Origin of the sequence: Lentzea cavernae (genome assembly GCF_014653695.1) — a bacterium.
GTDB classification, from domain to species: Bacteria; Actinomycetota; Actinomycetes; order Mycobacteriales; family Pseudonocardiaceae; genus Lentzea; species Lentzea cavernae.
In genome coordinates this window covers 27,593-42,119 of the sequence record NZ_BNAR01000002.1, presented here as the reverse complement: position 1 = coordinate 42,119, position 14,527 = coordinate 27,593, and the positions used below count along the sequence as shown (strand labels likewise).

12 protein-coding genes are annotated in these 14,527 nt (G+C 69.1%); 8 read left to right on the top strand and 4 right to left on the bottom strand.

The features are described from left to right. The first annotated feature begins 2 nt into the window (after positions 1–2). From IE307_RS06135 to IE307_RS06120, 4 genes are all read left to right on the top strand, one after another. Positions 3–827, top strand: coding sequence for an aminoglycoside phosphotransferase (locus IE307_RS06135; protein WP_229904456.1), 825 nt, complete (start codon positions 3–5; stop codon positions 825–827). A gap of 236 nt (positions 828–1,063) precedes the next feature. Beyond that, positions 1,064–1,930, top strand: coding sequence for a helix-turn-helix domain-containing protein (locus tag IE307_RS06130; RefSeq protein WP_191296563.1), 867 nt, complete (start codon positions 1,064–1,066; stop codon positions 1,928–1,930). A gap of 1,300 nt (positions 1,931–3,230) precedes the next feature. Next, entirely contained in the window at positions 3,231–3,548 is a 318-nt protein-coding gene (gene cmtR, locus IE307_RS06125; RefSeq protein WP_191296562.1) for a Cd(II)/Pb(II)-sensing metalloregulatory transcriptional regulator CmtR, read from the top strand. Continuing rightward, the gene (locus tag IE307_RS06120; protein WP_191296561.1) at positions 3,541–4,164 is read left to right on the top strand and encodes a cation efflux transmembrane domain-containing protein; all 624 of its coding nucleotides are present in this window, start codon (positions 3,541–3,543) and stop codon (positions 4,162–4,164) included. The genes cmtR and IE307_RS06120 overlap by 8 nt, the downstream gene beginning before the upstream one ends. Here the strand turns inward: IE307_RS06120 and IE307_RS06115 are convergent. Beyond that, positions 4,121–4,774: a class I SAM-dependent methyltransferase gene (locus IE307_RS06115; RefSeq protein WP_191296560.1), complete on the bottom strand. Its 654-nt coding sequence runs from the start codon at positions 4,772–4,774 to the stop codon at positions 4,121–4,123. The genes IE307_RS06120 and IE307_RS06115 overlap by 44 nt on opposite strands. 47 nt (positions 4,775–4,821) lie before the next feature. On the opposite strand from IE307_RS06115, the gene IE307_RS06110 reads away from it, so the two are divergent. Then, positions 4,822–5,979: a glycosyltransferase gene (locus IE307_RS06110; RefSeq protein WP_191296559.1), complete on the top strand. Its 1,158-nt coding sequence runs from the start codon at positions 4,822–4,824 to the stop codon at positions 5,977–5,979. Between the two features lie 24 nt (positions 5,980–6,003). Then, on the top strand, positions 6,004–9,033 hold the full coding sequence (locus tag IE307_RS06105) for an MGH1-like glycoside hydrolase domain-containing protein (RefSeq protein ID WP_229904455.1): 3,030 nt from the start codon (positions 6,004–6,006) through the stop codon (positions 9,031–9,033). Here the strand turns inward: IE307_RS06105 and IE307_RS06100 are convergent. Then, positions 9,030–9,638: a TetR/AcrR family transcriptional regulator gene (locus IE307_RS06100; protein WP_229904454.1), complete on the bottom strand. Its 609-nt coding sequence runs from the start codon at positions 9,636–9,638 to the stop codon at positions 9,030–9,032. The two genes, IE307_RS06105 and IE307_RS06100, sit on opposite strands and share 4 nt — an antisense overlap. 76 nt (positions 9,639–9,714) lie before the next feature. Between IE307_RS06100 and IE307_RS06095 the strand changes: the two genes are divergently transcribed. Further along, positions 9,715–10,476 carry an SDR family oxidoreductase gene (locus tag IE307_RS06095; RefSeq protein WP_191296557.1) on the top strand — a complete coding sequence of 254 codons (762 nt, stop codon included), beginning with the start codon at positions 9,715–9,717 and terminating at the stop codon, positions 10,474–10,476. Here IE307_RS06095 and IE307_RS06090 read toward each other — a convergent pair. Both IE307_RS06090 and IE307_RS06085 read right to left on the bottom strand, forming a co-directional pair. Beyond that, positions 10,460–11,998 (bottom strand): acyl-CoA synthetase, encoded by a 1,539-nt coding sequence (locus tag IE307_RS06090; protein ID WP_191296556.1) that lies wholly within the window; start codon positions 11,996–11,998, stop codon positions 10,460–10,462. The genes IE307_RS06095 and IE307_RS06090 overlap by 17 nt on opposite strands. Then, positions 11,998–13,125 (bottom strand): DUF5938 domain-containing protein, encoded by a 1,128-nt coding sequence (locus tag IE307_RS06085; protein ID WP_191296555.1) that lies wholly within the window; start codon positions 13,123–13,125, stop codon positions 11,998–12,000. The genes IE307_RS06090 and IE307_RS06085 overlap by 1 nt, the downstream gene beginning before the upstream one ends. A 168-nt stretch (positions 13,126–13,293) precedes the next feature. Between IE307_RS06085 and IE307_RS06080 the strand changes: the two genes are divergently transcribed. Beyond that, a complete protein-coding gene (locus tag IE307_RS06080) occupies positions 13,294–14,505 on the top strand; it encodes an RNA-guided endonuclease InsQ/TnpB family protein (protein ID WP_191296554.1) in 1,212 nt (403 codons plus the stop codon). The last annotated feature ends 22 nt before the right edge of the window (positions 14,506–14,527 follow it).

Sequence of the window (14,527 nt, the reverse complement as noted above, 5' to 3'; positions counted from 1 at the left end):
CGGTGCCCACCGACCGCAGTGACGCCGACGCCCAGTTCCGCCAGTGGATGCTCGAGAACCTTCACCGAGCTGCTGCGCACTTCAGCCTGGTCCTGGTTGGTGAGCCTCGGCTCGGTTGGATGGACCGCTCGATCGGCGCGATCGCTGGTCGCGGTGAGGAAGCGGTCTGGCTGCGCGTGGTGTCGGAGAACAAGCAGTGGATCGGCGGCGACTTCTGGACCGGCAATTCCGACGCCAACGTCTTGAGTGGGTTGGCCAAACCGCGCGTGCTCGATGTCTACGAGTGGGAGGAGCATCGGCAGCAGCGCGCCGAGGTGCTCACCCTGTTGCCTGGCTCGCCGTGCTCGCGGGATGACGTGCTTCGCGAGCCCATCGATCTGCCCGATGAGTGGTGGACGGAACTTCGCCGCACGCTCGACGAGATCGCGTCTACCCCGACGGAGCGCGTCAACGCGGATCCGGAGATGGTCAGCGGCAGAATCCGGCAGCGGTTCGGAGAATCGACCGATGTTGGTGTCGGTGAGTGGGAGACCGTGCATGGTGACTTGCACTGGGCCAATCTCATGCGGCCGGACTTCGGCCTTCTCGACTGGGAATGGTGGGGTCGTGGCCCAGCGGGTACGGATGCCGCGACCTTGCTCAGCTACAGCCTCCTCGTGCCCGAGATGGTCGCGCGAGTCCGTTCGGTTTTCAGCGATGTGCTGGACTCCGAGGCAGGCCGGTTCGCCCAGCTCTACGTCGCGGCGAGGCTGTTCCGCCGTATGGAAAAGGGCGATCATCCAGACCTCGCCCTCGCACTTGAAGCCCACACTGAGACGCTCCTCTGAGCTTGGGGTCATGTAACCACCCAATCGGGCGCCCCTTGACGGCTATAACGTTTCTGCAGGTGTGACGTGGTGGTTGCGGGATTCGTGCTGGGTTGCTGCGCGATTGATGAGCTGGTTTGGGCTGCGTTGGCGCAGTTGACTGGTTGTGCGTGGCGCTCCAGATCCCAGCTACAGCAAGGAATTCCCCCATGCCGCAGAGAAGTTCCACGGCTCGTGGCCGCGAGTTCGGTGAAGGTGTGCGGGCGGCGATCAAGGTCTCCGGAATGCCCGCACGGCGGGTTGCGGAACTGGTCGGCTGGCAGGAGGCGAAGCTGTCGGACTTCCTGAACGGCAAGATCGGCTGCACCGAGACCGAGTTGGCTCTTCTGCTAGGTGTGTGCCGCACACCGGTGGAGGAACGTGACCACCTGCTGAGCCTGCGCCCGGCCATGCACGTGAAGGGCTGGTGGCAGAAGCACGGCTCACATCCGCCGGTCCGGCTCCGCACGCTCGTCGAGAACGTCGAGGCGGCGAAGACCCTGACTACATGGCACCCTCACGGGCTTCCGGTCTACCTGCAGTCGGCTGACTACACGCGTGCGGCCATCGCCGCTTGTCCGAACATGCCCGACGAGGAGACGGATCTAAGTCTCAATGCGGGGCGGGAATTGCAGGAGTTGCTCTCCTGTATGGGCTTGCAGTGCACGTTCTACATCCACGAACAGGCGCTGCACCTCCCGGTCGGTGGCCAGGAAGCCCATGTCGGCCAGGTGCATCACCTGTTGCTGACGACGGTCCGTACGAACGTCACGATCAGGATCCTGCCGACGGCGGTCGGTGCCCATGCTGGATTGAGCGGTCCGTTCACGCGGCTGACTTTCCCCGCGCACGAGCCGCTCGTCTTCGTCGAACTCGAGAACTCCACGCTCGTCGAGGAGGACAAGGACTCGGTCGAGGGCTACCTCCAGGTTGTTCGCGCACTCGATCGATTCAGCCTGAACGCGGAACAATCGAAGGTGATGCTGCTCCAACTCGCCGAGCGGTTGTCCAAGGCCGACTCCTCAGGTCACGACCGTTCGTTACCGAGGGCTCTGGCAGTTGGTCTGAGCGATTGCGGGAGGTGAGTGGGGCCGCCCACCGTCGTTCAGGAGCAGTCACCTCTCCGACGTGCCAGGACAAGGTGTGCGGCTGGCGGGTCACTCGCCCCGCAGGTCCACCCAGCCGACATGGAATGGTGCTCGCCACCTCACCGAACGCGAAGGAATCGCCGTCCGCAAGGCCTCCACGAGTGCCATAACCGGGACGCAGCGGCGCCGTGCTCGGGCCGGCGCAACCTACTGGACGACGGTTGAACACCTGACACACGATGGAGTCGCTGAGCCACGCCAATGAAGTGGAGGTCTCGATGATCGTGGTGGCTGGTCCGTCCGGCAACGCGGGGTGCCTAGCTCGTTGAGTTGCTGTGTTCGGGGCCAGCCGCGCAATGGCGGGTGCGCTGCCAATATTGGATGAAGTCCCGCCTCGCCGTCACCGCGCTCACCAACGCTGTCGCCCGCCGCGGGTGTGGACCGGCGCGGTCGATGAAGCTCGGCCGGTCACCCGCGCTGTTCAGCTCCGGACGGGCGTAGGTCTTGCTTCGACAGGACCAGCAAGTTGAGTCCTGCTGCTTCTGTCCGTTGCCGGCACGACCGGTTCGGTTGTGTCGCTCGGACGTCTCACGATCGGGAACTTCGGAACGGGCAAGTCGAAGTTCGGTTTCACCATCGTGGAGCCGCTGAAGAGACGGTGACCAAGAGGTAGATGCTGAAAGGCATGCGAGGCGAGGGGACGTTCCCGTGGCATAGGGAACGTCCCCTCGCCTCGGGCAGGTCCACAGCCGGGACATGAGGCGGCGACGCGACGGCCGTTAGCAAGGACCAGAAGTGGGGGCCACCACGGCAAGCGGGGCAAGCACAACAACGGCTCGAATGAGGCGACTGCAGCAACGGCGAGGGCGGCAGCGCCCGAGTTCAAACAACGCCGCGATCGGCAACCGTGGCCGCGCGCTAGCTCGACCTCCGGTGGTGCCGGACTGGGAGCACGCGCGGGGAGCAAACGGGGAGAAGAACCGTGCGTTGAACGTTCCGGTACGGTCTTCAACGAACTTGAACGGACCTGCACTGACTGGCGCTGACCTGCGGAAATCGCAGTTCCGCAGGTCAGGCCAATTTTAAGAAACCATCAAGCCTTCCCCAAATGAGATGCGGTCTTCGTCGTACGGTCCCTAATCTCAATCCATGAGGCTTGTGCTCTGGATCACACTCGCTTGCGCTTGCGCGCTGAGCGGTGACCACGCGCTCGCAGCCGTCATGGCGATGCTCATCGTCGGCTGCGCGACCGACCGCGTGCGCTGAACTGTTCAGCTGAGGCTGTACAGTTTCGTTCGTGCTGACCTGTGAGACGCGCGAAGCGGCCCTGGCCCGCCTGGGCCGCGCCCTGGCGGACCCGACGCGGTGCCGCATCCTGATCGCCCTGCTCGACGGGCCCGGTTATCCCGCGCGGCTCGCCGAGCAACTGGGGCTGACCAGGTCGAACGTCTCCAACCACCTGTCGTGCCTGCGCGGCTGCGGTCTGGTCGTCGCGGCCTACCAGGGGCGGCAGGTGCGGTACGAGATCGCGGACCCGCACCTGAAGCGGGCGATCAGCGAGCTCGTCGACGTCGTGCTGGCCGTCGAGCCCGGACCGGACTGCGTCGATGAGTGACGCGTGCTGCGCCCCCGTCGTGGACGAGCGCAAGCTCGTGCTGCGGCGGCGGGTGCGGATGTTCGTCGCGGCCACGATCACCTACAACGTCGTGGAGGCGGTCGTCGCGCTCGCGGCCGGCACGGTTGCGGGGTCGACGGCGTTGATCGGGTTCGGGCTGGACTCGGTGATCGAGGTGGCGTCGGCGGCGGCCGTGGCGTGGCAGTTCGCCGGGCGTGACCCCGAGAAGCGGGAACGCACGGCGCTCAAGGTGATCGCCGTGTCGTTCTTCGCGTTGGCGGCGTACGTGTCGGTCGAGTCCGTGTCGTCGTTGGTGCAGGGGGAACGGGTCGGGCACTCGACGGTCGGCATCGTGCTCGCCGCGGTGTCGCTGCTCGTCATGCCGTGGCTGTCCCACGCCCAGCGCCGGGCCGGTCGTGAGCTCGGGTCGGCGAGCGCGGTGGCGGACTCGAAGCAGACGTTGTTGTGCACCTACCTGTCCGCGGTGCTGCTGGTCGGGCTCGTGGTGAACAGCCTGTTCGGCTGGTGGTGGGCGGACCCGCTGGCGGCCCTGGTCATCGCCGTGGTGGCGGTCAAGGAAGGTCGTGAGGCGTGGCGGGGGCACCACTGCTGCTGACCGGCTTGCGGGCCACGAGCCGTTCGACGACGCCGAGCTTGAAGCGCTCGCGCTGCTCCACGGTCAGGCCGTGGGCTTCGACCAGGGGCAGCGGGCGGCGCAGGAAGTGCTCGCCCGCCATGGGGACCGTGATCCGTTCCAGCAGCCACTGAACGCCCCGCGTGAGACGGGACGAGCCGGCCACGTGGTCGAGCAGGACCAGCCGTCCGCCCGGCCGCAGCACTCTGACCATCTCGGCGATCGCGGTCTCGTGGTCGGGGATCGCGCAGAGTCCCAGCGTGCACACGACGGTGTCGAACGAGGCGTCGGCGAACGGCAGGGCGTGTGCGGTGCCCTGCCGCAAGGTCACCTCGCGGCCCAGGTCCGCGGCGCGGGAGCGGGCCAGGGCGAGCATCTGCTCGCTCAGGTCGAGGCCTGTGAGCACGGCGGTGGCGGGGTAGTGCGGCAGGTTGAGGCCGGTGCCGACGGCGACTTCGAGCACCTCGCCGGTGGCCCGGGAGCAGGCCCAGTGCCGGGAGTCGCCGAAGACGCGCCGGTCCAGGGCGCCGATCTCCCGGTCGTAGGTCGCCGACTTGCGGTCCCAGTACCTCTGCCACCGCGCCTGGTCCATGGCGTACAGCGAAGCACCCGCGCCCGGCGTGCGCGAGGATCTGGTCCGTGCGAGTCGTCGTTGTCTCCGGGGGAGATCCCGGTCATGTGGTCCCGGCCATCGCGTTGTGCCTGAGGTTCGCCGAGGCCGGTGACACGCCGGTCCTGCTCACGGGCGATCGCTGGGTCGCCGCGGCCAGGTCCGAGGGGATCACGGCCTCGCGGGTCGCGGGATTGTCGCTGGCGGACCTGAAGGACGCGCCGGACCTGGGACTGGCGCTGCACGACCAGGCCGCGGACCTGGCGCTGGCGCTCGTCCCGCAGTTGACCGCGCTGAAACCGGACCTCGTGGTGTGCGACGTCCTCGCGCTGGGCGCGAGCATGGCCGCCGAACTGGTGGACGTGCCGTGGGTTCAGCTGTCGCCGCACCCGCTGTACGAACCGTCGAAGTGGTTGCCGCCGATGGGCAGCGGTCTCGAACCCGGAACCGGTGTGCGCGGCAGGCTGCGCGATGCGGTCTTACGGGCGTTGACGGCCCGGTCGCTGCGGCAAGGGGCACGACAGCGAGCCGTTGTGCGGCAACGGATCGGGCTCACCGGCGCTGAACCAGGACCGGCGGCGCGCCTGATCGCCACGCTGCCCGCGCTGGAGGTGCCCCGGCCGGACTGGCCGCGCGACGCGCACGTCGTCGGGCCGCTGCTGTGGGAGGCGAGCCGGGAGACGCTGAGCCCGCCGCCCGGTGACGCCCCGCTCGTCATGATCGCCCCGTCGACGGCGTGGACCGGCGCGGAGGGCATGGCCGAGATGACGCTGGAGGCGTTGCGCGACAAAGACGTTCGAGCAGTGGTGTCGACGTTCGCGCCCGCGCCCGAAGGCCTGCCGGAGTGGGCGCGGTCGGGGCCGGGCAAGCAGGACGAACTGTTGCGCCAGGCCGGGGTCCTCGTCTGCGGTGGCGGGCACGGGATGCTCGTCAAGGCGTTGCGCGCTGCCGTTCCCGTGGTGGTCGTACCCGGTGGGGGAGACCAGTGGGAGATGGCCAGCCGGGTGGCGCGGCAGGGGAGCGGGCTCGTCGTCCGGCCGTCCACTGTGGAGGGTCTGCGGGACGCCGTGACGCGCGTGCTGGACGACCCGGGATTCGCCGAGGCGGCGGCCCGTGCGGCGGCGACGATCGCCGATGTTCGATGTCCTGTGGAGGTGTGTCGGACTATGTTGGGTCTTGCGCGTTGAGAGCGCTCCCACTTCAATGAGCCCATGCGCGTGTCAATGACGATGCTCGTGGTGGCGGCGTTAGCGATCTCGACGACCTGGCCGGCGGTGGCACAAGACCAGCGCGCGGCGACCCTGGACCCGGTGACGGAGCGGGAGGCGCTCGCCGCGCCGGACCTGTACCCGGCCGTGGGCGCGGGGACGAACTTCCTCAACCACTCCGAGCTGCTGGGCGCCGTCCCGGAGCTGGCCTGGTACGAGGCCAACATCCCGTTCGTGGACCTCCCCGACCGGGAGATCCGCGACACCTACTACTACCGCTGGCGGACCTACCGCGAGGCGCTCAAGTACTCCGGCCCGAAGGACGGCTGGATCGTCTCCGAGTTCCTCGGCCCGGTCGGCTACTCGGCGCCGAACGGCGGCATCGTCGCGGCGGCGGGCCACCACGTCTACGAGGGCCGCTGGCTGCGCGACCACCGCTACCTGGACGACTACGTCGACTACTGGCTGCGCGGCGCGGGCGCCGGTCCGAAACCCGCGACCGACTTCCTCAACGAGAACACCACCGACTGGGCCCACCAGTACTCGTTCTGGGCCGCCGACGCCGTGGCCGCGCGCGCCGCGGTCGACGGGCGCGCGGGGTTCGCGACCGACCGGCTGCCCGAGCTGGTCCGGCAGTGGCAGCGCTGGTCGCCGCAGTTCAACCAGGACATGGGGCTCTACTGGCAGACACCGGTCTGGGACGCGATGGAGTACACCGCCAGCTCCTACCAGAGCCCCGATCCGTACCACGGCGGCGACGGCTTCCGCCCGACCCTCAACGCCTACCAGTACGGCGACGCCCAGGCGATCGCGGAGCTGTACCGGGCAAGAGGTGACGCCACCGCGGCGCGTCCGTTCGAGCAGGCCGCCGAAGCGCTCAAGGCCAACCAGGAGAAGTGGCTCTGGGACGACGCGGGCAAGTTCTACAAGCACGTGATGCGCGACGACAACCCCGGCCGCACGAAGCTCGCCGACCGCGAGAGCATCGGCTTCGTGCCGTGGTACTTCCACATGCCACCGGCCGCGAACAGCGCGGCGTGGGCGCAGCTGACCGACCCGCAGGGCTTCTCGGCGCCGTACGGTCCGACCACCGCCGAGCGCCGCAGCCCGTGGTTCATGAAGGACGCGCTCAACGGGTGCTGCCGCTGGAACGGCCCCAGCTGGCCGTACGCCACCAGCCAGACCCTGACCGCTCTGGCGAACCTGCTGATCGACTACCCGAGCCAGTCCTACGTCGACCGCGACGACTACCTCTCGGTGCTGCGCGGATATGCGTTGACGCAACGCAAGAACGGCCAGCCGTACGTCGCGGAGGCGCACCACCCCGACGAGAACCGCTGGATCTACGACGGCAAGGGCCACAGCGAGGACTACAACCACTCGACGTTCAACGACAACGTGCTGTCCGGCCTGCTCGGCATCCGGCCGCGGCTCGGCAACGAGGTGTCGATCTCGCCGCTGGTCCCCAGTTCCTGGAACCACTTCGCGGCCGAGAACGTGCCGTACCACGGCCACAACCTCACCGTCCTGTGGGACAGGGACGGCAGCCGGTACGGCAAGGGCGCCGGTCTGCGCGTCTGGCTCGACGGCAGGCTCACCCACACCCAGCCCGGTCTCACGGCCGTGAGCCTGACGATCCCCGCCCGTGCCGGCACGGACCTGGCGGAGCAGGTCGACGACTTCGCGAACGTCAGCCGCACCGGGTTCCCCACGGCCCGCGCGTCCCACAGCTACAGCGCCGACCCGCCCACCAAGGCGATCGACGGCCAGGACTTCCACCTCGACGTGCCCGGCACGCGCTGGACGTCGTACGGCAGCCCGAACTCCGCCGACTGGCTGGAGGTCGACCTCGGCGCACCGACGGCGATCTCCGACCTGCGCGTCACGTTCTACGACGACGGCGGAGGAGTGCGCGTGCCGACGACGTTCGACCTGCAGTTCTGGGACGGCCAGTGGCGTGACCTGCCTGGCCAGCAACGAAGTCCCGCGCAACCGGTGGCCCGTCAGGTGAACCGGGTCCTGGTGCAACCGGCTGTGACGACGTCCCGCGTGCGCATCCTGCCGCGCCGTGCCGACGGTGGAGCTGTTGGTATCACGGCCTTCTCGTCGTGGCGGTCGCCGGTGCGGGGACTGCGCGCTGTGCTGCCGGACGAGCTCGCGGTCCGGGGCGGTGGGGTCGAGACGACCACGACTTTGTCGGCACAGCAACGGTTGCGCGGTGTCCGGGCCGCACTCGCCGTTCCGCCGGGGTGGAGCGCGGTGCCGCTCACGTCGGCCTACGCCGCACAGCTCGAACCAGGAACCAGTCTGGTCACCCGCTGGCGCGTCACGGCACCGGGTCTCGCATTGGGCGACCGGACGCCGATCCGTTTGCTGGCAACGGTTTCCGGTGACAGCGGCGCGACCACCGCGCTGAGTTCGGCGCAGACCGTGTTCGACCCCGCCGACTACGGCAGGGTCGTGTGGGACGACACGTTCGACAGCGACCGCGGCTACCGGGTGGACGGTCCGTTCGGCGAACCGTCGCCCGCGGTGAAGGTGGCGAACGGCGTGCTGACCGCGAGTGCCGGGGCCCGTGCGGGTGCGGTGCTGGCCGCGCCCGTGGCCGGTGACGCGCGCGGGACCGCGGTGGTCGTCGAACCCCGGTCGTTCGCGGGGTCGGCGCCGGAGGACAGCCTGTTCCTGGGCCAGTCCGCGGGCAACCGCGACTTCGCGCTGGCGTGGTTCAACAACGCGGGCAAGGCGTCGGGTGTCGACGTGACGGTGGGCGGCGTCCGGCGCGGCGACGAGGCCACCGGCGGCTGCTGCGCGACCCTGGCCTGGGCGCCGGGAGACCGGCTCGCCGTCGTGGTCGAGAACGGCCGGCTGACCAGCTGGCAGGAGCACGAGGGGCGGTGGGCGCTGCTGCGGTCCGCGCCGATCGGGTCCGTCGTGGACCCGGCGGCGGTCGCGGGGTGGGCACCGGCGCTCGGGCTGAGGCTGGACGCGGGCGCGCTGACGATCGACCGCTTCACCGTTCGCGCCAGGACTTAACGGCAGACGCGCCCGACCACCACGGTCCAGCTGGTGATCAGATCGGTCACCACGGCCTGCCGGTCGGGCGCGTGGTCGTCCTGCGTCCGCAGGTAGAGCAGGACCGGCCCCTCCAGCGCCGCCACGAGCTGCAACGCGAGCGCGCCACTCGCTGCGTCGCCGGGGCAGGCCTCGGTCAGCAGCATCTGCACGTGGAAGAGCGAGGGGCTGTCGCCGGCGGGAACCGGCTGGCCGGGGTCGAGCGCCGCCCGCGCCAGGACGGTGTGCCGCACCAGGAACTCGAGCCGCGCCCGTCCGAACGCGATCAGGCGCTCCGCCGCCGGAGCCCCCGGCCCCAACGGGGGCGGGCCGCTCATCAGCTGCTCCTGGAACCGGGTCTCCTCCTCGTCGAGCAACGCGAGGAAGATGCCCGCACGGGTGCGGAAGCGCCGGAACACCGTGCCCTTGCCGAGGCCCGCGCGTTCGGCGAGACCGTCCATCGTGACCTTGTCCGCGCCCAGTTCCGCGACCATCTCGCGCGCGACCTCGATCAGGTGAGCGCGGTTGCGCGCGGCGTCGGCCCGCTCTTCACGGGGACGTCCCCACTGCAGGGCGACAGGTTCCACGGACCGCACGCTACCTGTCACAGATCGCTGCGCCATTTCGTCTACCTGATGACGACGTCAGAAGAGGAGAGCGGCAATGCGCGTGGCAGTGGCTGGGGGAACGGGTGCCGTCGGCAGGCATGTGGTGCGTGAGCTGGAACGGACGGGACAGGACGCGGTGGTCTTGTCGCGATCGTCCGGTGTGGACCTGACCACCGGTGAGGGTCTCGTGGAGCGGCTGAAGGGCTGCGACGCGATCATCGACGTCAGCAACAAGATGGTCCTGGGAGAGAAGGCGGCCGTCGAGTTCTTCGGCACGGTGACGCGGAACCTGCTGGACGCGGGTGTGCGGGCCGGGGCCGGTCACCTCGTCGCGCTGTCCATCGTGGGCGTCGACCTGGTCGACACGGGCTACTACAAGGGCAAGCGCAGGCAGGAAGAGCTGGTCAGCGGTGGTCCGCTGCCGTGGACGGTGTTGCGCGCCACCCAGTTCCACGAGTTCCCCGAACCGCTGATCGACCAGGCGCGCGGACCGTTCGTGGTGGTGCCGAAGATGCTGAGCCGCCCGGTGGCCACCGCCGACGTGGCGGCGAGGCTCGTGGAACTGGTGAGCGGGCCCGCCGGGGGGTTCGTGCTGCCGATCGCCGGGCCGGCGCAGTGGCGCATGGAGGAGATGGCGAAGCGGATCGCGAAAGCCCGCGGGGACCGCAAGCTCCTCATCCCCGTGAAGCTGCCCGGGAAGGTCGGCAAGGCGATGACCGGCGGGGCCCTGGTCCCCCAGGGCCCGTTCACGGAGGCTCCGCGCACGTTCGAGGAGCACCTCGCCGACCTGGAGGCCCGCGTCAGCTCCCGGCGGTGAGCTGTTGCCTGATCTCGGCCTTGAGGACCTTGCCCACCTTGGAGCGCGGCAGGTCCGGCCAGATCTCCACCTGCTTGGGCGCCTTCACACCACCCAGCCTCTCCTTGACGAACGCGATCAGCGAGGCCGGGTCGGTGTGCCCGGCGGCGCGCAGCTGCACCACGGCGGTCACCCGCTCGCCCCACTTCGGGTCGGGCAGCCCGACGACGGCGCTGTCCTGGACCGCCGGGTGCGCCTGCAACGCCTGTTCGACCTCGGCCGAGTACACGTTGAACCCGCCCGTGATGATCATGTCCTTGGCGCGGTCGACGATGAACAGGTAGTTGTCGGCGTCGAGGTACCCGATGTCACCGGTGTGGTGCCAGCCGTGCGCGCTGACCTCGGCCGTCGCCGCCGGGTTCTCGTGGTACCCGGCCATCACCAACGGCCCGCGCACGACGATCTCGCCGCGTTCGCCCGCGGGCAGCAGAGCGCCGTCCTCGGCCATGATCGCGACCTGGGTCAGCGGCGTCGGCCTGCCCGCCGAGGAGAGCCGGCCGACCGCGATCGAGCCGTCGGGCAGGAAGTGGTCGGCGGGGGAGAGCGTGGCGATCATGTTCGGTGCCTCGGTCTGCCCGAACAGCTGGCCCATCACCGGCCCGATCCGCTGCAACGCCTCGGTCAGCCGCACCGGGGACATCGGCGCGGCGCCGTAGAACAGGCACTGCAGCGAGCTCAGGTCCGTCGAGTCGAGGGCGGGGTGGTCGAGCAGGCCGTAGATCACGGTCGGCGGCAGGAAGGCGTGCGTGATCCCGTGGTGCTCGACCAGCCGCAGGAACTCGCCGAGGTCCGGCGCCGGCATGATCACCGTCTCGCCTCCCAGCGACATGATCGGGAACGTGAGCACGCCCGCCGTGTGCGTGAGCGGGGCGAGCGCCAGGTACCGGGGCCGGGGCCGGAACGGGTAGCCCATCAGGGTCAGCGCGGTCGCGGTCTCCAGGTTGTGCCCGGTGAGCCGCACGCCCTTGGGCCGCCCGGTCGTGCCGCCGGTGCCCGCCAGCACGCAGAGGTCCTCGTCGGACACGTTCACCGGTTCCGGCTCGCGCTCGTGCCGCGAGAGCCAGTCGGTGAACGTGACGGCGCCCTCCACCTCGCCGTCCAGGCACACCAGCGTGGTCAGGGCGGGCAGGTCGCCGCAGATGCGTTCGACGAGCGGCGCGAACTTCGCCTGGAAGAACAGGCCACGGCACCCGAACAGGTCGAGCAGCTCGCGGTTCTCCGCCGCCTCGTTGCGGGGGTTGACCGGGCACCACACCGCTCCGGCGCGCGAGATGCCGAACACGCAGGTGAGCGCGAGCGGATCGTTGCCGGACAGCACCGCGACCCGGTCTCCCGGCCCGATCCCGCTGCCCTGCAACGCCCCCGCGATCTCGCGGGAGCGCCGCTGGACCTCGGCGTAGCTCTGGGAGACGCCACCGATGGTCAGACAGGGCGCGTCGCCGCCGAGCGACGCGCCCTTGTCGAGGTAGTCGCTGAGACGCATCAGCGGTGCACTTCGACGATCGGGTCGAGCACCAGGCCGAACGACCGCAGCGCGCCCAGCAGTTCCCGGTGCCCGAACGCCTGGCAGCCGGAGGCGAACCCGACCCGGCGAGGGGCGTCCTGCAACAGGTGCACGGCGGCGTGCACGTTCAGCAGCGCCGTCTGCTTGTAATTGCAGTTGCCGTGGATCACGCAGCTCGCGCGGCCCAGCGGACCCGACGCGTGCACGGAGTCGAGCGAGATGTTGATCCGCGGGTTCTCGCGCGGCGGCATCTCGCTGCGCACCTGGGCCGAGAACGCGTCGACGATCTGGTACTTCTCCTCGTCCGACTTGCTCTCCATCTCCTGCAGCGCCGCCGCGACGATCTGCGGTACACCGAGCATCAACGGCCGGTTGAACACGCCGCCGAGCGCCCGCACCGACGCGACGCGCGGGTCCTTCTTGAACCACACCGGATGCGCGGTCCCGCCCCACGGCAGCGCGAGGCCGAGCTCGTGCTGGCCGGGCACGACGAGTTCGTAGAGACCCGCGTCGGCGGGCCACTCCACGTACTCGTTCTGCTCCAGGTAGTACGCCTTCGAGAACGCGGCGTTCGTCAGGATGGTGTTGGTGGAGGCGACTGTGGGATAACCCTTCCAGAACACCCCGATGTCCAGTGTGTCCAGTCCGGGCTGCTCCAGGCAGATCTGCGCGGCGATCTCGCCGACGGTGTACATCTGCGCGATGCCGGGGGAGATCAGCAGGCCCTGCTTCGCGAACTCGGCGCCGTACTGCGCTTCGGCGTCGATCATCCAGTCCTGCTCGCCGTTGGTGTCGGTGTAGTGCGCGCCGACGTTCAGGCTCGCCCGCGCGGCCTCGTGGCCGTAGCGCGAGAACGGGCCGACGGTGTTGAGCACGACCTTGGCGCCGGTGAACGCCTCGGTCAGCGCCTCCTCCGTGTGCTCGACCTCGGCGACGTCGTAGGACACCGTGTCGATGCCGGGCACCGCGTCGACGGCTTCCTTGACCCTCTTGCCGTCGCGGCCGACGGCGAGGAACGGGATTCCGTACTCGCGGAGGTACTCGCAGATCAGGCGTCCGGTGTAGCCGGAGGCCCCGTAGACGACTACGGGCTTGTCAGTAGGCACGTCGATCACCTCGTCCTTCGGTGGAAGCCTCGGCCTTCAGGCCGGTGAAATGTCCGGGCTCCTGCAGGAGTGTTCTGGTGAAGCCGGACATCCTTGGCGCGGAGCGTGGCAGCAGACGATGACCAGGGGGTGCACTCATGACAGAACCCTTTCGGTAGGCTTGATGTCGTGCGGACGGCGTACCGGTGCCGGGCTTACCCGGACCCCGGCCAGATCGCGGTCCTGAACCGCACGTTCGGGTGTGTGCGCCTGGTGTGGAACAAGACTCTGGCTGAGCGGCAGCACCGCTACCACGCCGAGGGGAAGTCCACTTCGTACCGAGAAACCGATGCGGCGCTCACCAGCTGGAAACACACTGACGAACTGGGTTTTCTGGCCCTGGTGTCGAGCGTGCCGATGCAGCAGGTGTTGCGTCACCAGCACGCGGCGTACCAGGGCTTCTTCGCCGGACGTGCGAAGTGTCCCCGCTTCAAGTCCCGCTCTGGCCGGCAGACCGCGCACTACACCCGGTCGGCATTCCGGATGCGTGGCGGCTCGCTCCACCTGGCCAAGACTTGCGGCCAATTGCACTTCATGTGGTCGTTCCGCGAGGTAGAACTGTCCACTGTGGATCCCACCATGGTGATCGTGGCCAGGGAGCCGGACGGCCGCTGGTATGTGACTTTCGCCGTGGACACCGCCGCTCCTGCGACGCTGCCCGCAACTGGCCGTGCGGTAGGTGTGGATCTCGGGTTGAAGGACTTCGCGGTGACCTCGGACGGTGAGCGGATCCGCAATCCCCGACACCTGGACCGCAAGGCCCGCAACCTGGCCCGGTACCAAAGGCGCATGGCGCGCACCGAGCGCGGCTCGCGCAATCGTCTGAAGGCCAAGAGCAAGGTCGCCGCTGCGCATCGCAAGATTCGGCACACCCGCCAGGACTTCCTGCACCGCACCAGCACCCGCCTCGTTCGGGCCGCGGACGTCATCGTGATCGAGGACCTGGCGGTGGCGAACATGGTTCGCAACCGCCGTCTGGCCCGCGCGATCAGTGATGCCGGGTGGGGTGAGTTCCGCGCGATGCTGGAGTACAAGGCGCAGCGCGCCGGGCGCGTGCTGGTGGTCGTAGATCGCTGGTACCCCAGCAGCAAAACCTGTTCTGCCTGCGGCCATCTGCTGGCGGAACTGGCGTTGTCCACCAGGTGCTGGACGTGCCCGGTATGCCGCTCCCGACATGATCGGGACATCAACGCGGCGAAGAACATCCTTGCGGCTGGTCGAGCCGTAGCCCTGGCCGACAGCCAGGGCGATGCCTGCGGAGTTGATGTGAGACGGCAAGGGACCTCCCTTACGCGGTCGGCTGTGAAACAGGAAACCCATGCCGTGAGGCACACCGCGTGATCGGTGTTCGGCGCAAGCCGAA